Origin of the sequence: Psychrobacter sp. Pi2-52 (assembly GCF_904846705.1) — a bacterium.
GTDB lineage: Bacteria > Pseudomonadota > Gammaproteobacteria > Pseudomonadales > Moraxellaceae > Psychrobacter.
Window position 1 is genome coordinate 1 of sequence record NZ_CAJHBS010000044.1, and the last position, 4,291, is coordinate 4,291.

A 4,291-nucleotide genomic window follows, 5' to 3' on the forward strand; every position below is an offset into this window, starting at 1 on the left:
TTTATGATTATGTTTGATGACCGTATCAGTAAGCATTTAATCTAAATGGCAGTTACACAGAATCTGGGATGGTCTCGAACTTTCCCTATAATAGTCAAATAAAACTCTTATACGAAAAATTTGTCTAGAAAATAACAGATCATGATACGTATTTCTTGTCCAATATAAATACGTTGTGATGAATTGCTTCATTAGTCTTTTGAATATTAAATGTTTTCTTATCTTCAGGTAATCGTAGTACCTTTGGTAGTCGTGCTATTGCCATCTTTTCATTAGCAATGGCATAGTGACGATAGTATTCATTTAAGACTTCATTGCAGTCAAATTCTACGTAAACAATATTATCACTATGTTTTTTAGCTAAATTTATGATGGATAGAAAAAACTCATTTTTCGCTTCATTCTTTGAATGTTCCACATCTTCTAAAGTATAATTTGGTGGGAAACCGACCTTTATTTTTTGCCAAATACTACCATTTTCCTTAGTTTCAAGATAAAATTTTAATTTTTCTTCTAATTGATTTAACTGTATCAGGTTCTGTTCAGTACTATCGAAAGCTTCCTTGACAATTGCAATTATTTCTTTAGAAGCATTAGTGAAATTTTTAATCTCAAATTTTTTATCCTCTAATGAATCATAAATCGTATCTAGAAAATATTTGAAGCTAATTAGCCTGGCAATCATAACTTCTACATTAGAAGAATATGTAGCGATAGGTCGTAATTGAAAGTTTTGGAGATTATCTATAAGTTTATTAAAAATTTTAGTCAAATAATAAAATAAATAGTATCGATCATCACTATCAGTGACTGCATTATTAATTATATTAGGTAATTTATTCAAAATCGAAATTGTGATTTGGTGCTCATAGTCATTCATACGCTTACTGATATGATATTCTGTCTCTTCGCCGTCTTTTTTCAATTCTTTTTTGAGTAGAGGTATAATTTGTGTCTTACAAAGATGTTGTGCTTCTGCTATAAATTTGATGATTGTGTCTGATACACCAGCATCCAAAGTGTATAGTCGACTTGTACAGTATTTAACGTGTCGTATATAACGTTCTTCATCTATAAGCTCTTTTCTAATGACAACGTGTGTCAGATATACAAATAAATCATTACTACCGCCATCTTCATGTAAAAAACGTTTAATAGAATAAGGATTTTGTCTTGATTTGTCGGCAATACCTATTAAAAACCAGTAACGCTCACTTTCAATGACAAAGAACTTTTTACGCTTTGCCTCTCTTTTTATAATATCAGGTAATTTGTCTTGTTCCTGAAAGTCTATATCAGTAGAATCCCATGCGCGAAAGTCTCGCCCCTGAATCTTTTGCTTAATAAATACTTCTTTAAAGTATGTTTTTACGATATCAGTATTTAAGTGCCTTATACCAGGTTGTACTATAAGATTTACATTATCGATCCAAAATGCTAAATCGTATAAAAATGCTTTTTTTATACTTTCACGACTTTTTTGGTCTAAAATATGATCACCTATATCAATACGGTTAAGATAATCGATCATCGCCTCTACTTTATCAGCAAGTTCAATAGCATCATATGAATCCGGCTTAGACTCAATAAATTTCAACATCTGTATAGCAATTGCTTTTAGCTCTCGATGACGAATTGCTGTTTTAGATAACAAACTTCTCAAATCATCTGGAATGATATAAGTAAAATTTGGGCTAATGTTCCTTTTTGATAATATTTTTTCGTACACACTTTTACGACTGGGTATATCGAGCTGCGGCAAAATACTGATAAGAATGGTTTTCCAGTTACCACCTAATGCTGGGTCTATCGATTTTAATTGATAAACTTGGTATTCTGAGAGCTCATACACATACATATTACAATTTCCTTTACAGAACTAATGTTTGCACAAATACTCGCTATCTTAGCATCTATCAAATAACTATCACAGCATCTTTATTGCTCAGGCAGCTAGTTTAATAAACTAAGGCAAAATTATGACCACCTCAAAAGTAACCTATCAAGGCAATTTACGCACCCAAGCCATTCACTTACAGTCGAATAATCAAATCATCACTGATGCGCCAACGGACAATCATGGTAAGGGCGAAGCGTTTTCTCCTACTGATTTGCTAGCGACCAGTTTGGGCAGTTGCATCTTAACGATTATTGGTATCAAAGCCGAAGCGATGGATATTGATATCTCAGGTACGACCGCAGAGGTTACCAAAGTCATGGCGGCGAAACCAAGACGTGTGAGTGAAATACACGTTGTAGTCAATTTCGCTAAGACATTGGACGAGAGTACCTTAAAGCGATTTTATAAAACCGCATTGACCTGCCCAGTAGGCAATAGCTTGGATCCTGCTATCACACAAAACTTAGTGTTTAACAATGGCATAAAAGCCTAATATGTCCACTAAGACTTTACTCATCGTCGCTCATGCGCCATCGCCTAATACTCAGAAATTGGCGCAGGCAGCTTATGACGGTGCGAATCATCCTGATATAGATATCACTGTCATTTTGAAATCACCGCAGGATACGCAGCCTGAGGATGTATTGGCTGCTGGTGCGTTGCTGTTAGGTACGACCGAAAATCTAGCGTATATGGCAGGGCTGACCAAGGACTTTTTTGATCGTTGCTACTATCCTGTATTAGAAGAGAAGCAAGGCATGCCGTTTGCGGTATATATACGCGCAGGGCATGATGGTACAGGTACCAAGCTTGCGCTCAAAACGATTACAACGGGGCTACGTTGGTCATGGATTCAAGAGGCGCTGTTACTACAAGGCGATTGGCAAGAGAGCTTTGTTGAGCAAGTAGAAGAGCTTGCTATGACGCTTGCTGCTGGGGTAGAGGCAGGTATTTACTAGTAGTCAGTTGTTTGGTAGTCAGGCAGTATTAGACAGTGCTTATTCATCTACTGCTATCAATACTGAGAGCATAAAAAAAGGTCTGGGAGGATAGTAATGCATGACGATAATCTGGAGAGTGATAATCCAAATAATAAAGTAGATATTTCTGCATTGCCTTTTTCTCAAGCGTGTGAGAATAATAAACAACCTATTTTAGAAGTACTTCAAACAGAGCTACAAGGCTGTAATCATGTATTAGAGATTGGTTCTGGAACGGGGCAGCATAGTGTTTACTTTGCGCCTAATCTGCCTGAGATACAGTGGCAAACTAGCGATGTGACTGGTAATCATCGCCATATAATCGCTTGGCACAATGCGTATCCTGCACCCAATCTATATTCGCCATTAGCGTTTGATTTGAGTACGGATGCCGTACCTGTCAATAGCCAGTTAAACTTACCTTATGATGCAATGTTTACGGCTAATACGCTGCATATTATCAGTTGGGCTTTGGTTGAACGGTTGTTTACATTGGCTGGTGATGCGCTACCTACTGATGGCAAACTGATTGTATATGGCCCATTTAACGAGGATGGTAAATATACCAGTGAGGGCAATCAGCGATTTGATGCGATGTTGAGAGCAGGTAATCCTGACAGCGGCATTCGCGATAAAGAAGATGTCGTTAATCTAGCAAATGCTCATTATCTACAACTCAGAAAAACGTATGCGATGCCTGCCAATAATCAGCTATTGGTATTTCAAAAAATATAAAGCATCAAATTCTTAGAACAGAAAAGCCACTTCAATTAAGATTAGAAGATGATCGATTGAAGTGGCTTTTTAGTTAGGTTTTCTTATTTAGGCTTTCTTGTTTTTTACGCTGTTAGACTATTTATATTCTTCTGCTAAAAAATCCAAGTAGCGTTTCCAAGAGCGCTGATCGGCGCGAGCGTCATATCTATCGCTGCCAAATACGCTAAAGGCATGTGGTGCGCCACTATAAGTGACCATCTCATGAGGTACTTTGGCTGCTTCTAAGGTCTTGCCCAAAGTCGCAAAGCTCTCTAGCGAGACAGATTGGTCAGCAGAGCCATGGAATACTAGGATTTCTCCCGTAGTTTTGTCATAACTTTGACCAGTTGGAATATCAAAGGCACCGTGGAAAGGTACAAAGGCTTTTTGCTCAAAGCCTGAGCGTGCTAGCTCTAACGCGACCGTACCGCCGAAACAATAACCCATGGTCGTGCCTTTACGCACATCATTGCCTTGTAGTTGTCCTGCCGTCAGTGCTCCTGCCAATATGCGGCGCATTTTATTACGATCATCATATAGCTCCCCAGTTAGGCGTTTGTTTTCTTCGATAGAAGTAGGGTAACCCTCCCAAACTTAAGACACCTAATAAATAGAATTAAGCTGCCTGATTGAGTTTCTGTATCGGTGTAAAACC

Annotated in this window: 5 protein-coding genes; 3 read left to right on the top strand and 2 right to left on the bottom strand. The window is 37.7% G+C overall.

Annotation, left to right across the window (positions count from 1 at the left end; genetic code table 11):
* Positions 1–139: 139 nt before the first annotated feature.
* The gene (locus tag JMY00_RS13355; RefSeq protein ID WP_201580515.1) at positions 140–1,858 is read right to left on the bottom strand and encodes a hypothetical protein; all 1,719 of its coding nucleotides are present in this window, start codon (positions 1,856–1,858) and stop codon (positions 140–142) included.
* Positions 1,859–1,979: 121 nt separating this feature from the next.
* On the opposite strand from JMY00_RS13355, the gene JMY00_RS13360 reads away from it, so the two are divergent.
* The 3 genes from JMY00_RS13360 to JMY00_RS13370 all read left to right on the top strand — a co-directional run bounded on the left by JMY00_RS13360 (position 1,980) and on the right by JMY00_RS13370 (position 3,615).
* A complete protein-coding gene (locus tag JMY00_RS13360) occupies positions 1,980–2,393 on the top strand; it encodes an OsmC family protein (RefSeq protein ID WP_201580516.1) in 414 nt (137 codons plus the stop codon).
* Between the two features lies 1 nt (position 2,394).
* Entirely contained in the window at positions 2,395–2,859 is a 465-nt protein-coding gene (locus JMY00_RS13365) for a flavodoxin family protein (RefSeq protein ID WP_201580517.1), read from the top strand.
* Between the two features lie 96 nt (positions 2,860–2,955).
* The gene (locus tag JMY00_RS13370; protein ID WP_201580518.1) at positions 2,956–3,615 is read left to right on the top strand and encodes a DUF938 domain-containing protein; all 660 of its coding nucleotides are present in this window, start codon (positions 2,956–2,958) and stop codon (positions 3,613–3,615) included.
* Between the two features lie 117 nt (positions 3,616–3,732).
* Here the strand turns inward: JMY00_RS13370 and JMY00_RS13375 are convergent, their stop codons facing one another.
* Positions 3,733–4,206 carry a dienelactone hydrolase family protein gene (locus JMY00_RS13375; RefSeq protein WP_277350424.1) on the bottom strand — a complete coding sequence of 158 codons (474 nt, stop codon included), beginning with the start codon at positions 4,204–4,206 and terminating at the stop codon, positions 3,733–3,735.
* Positions 4,207–4,291 lie beyond the last annotated feature (85 nt).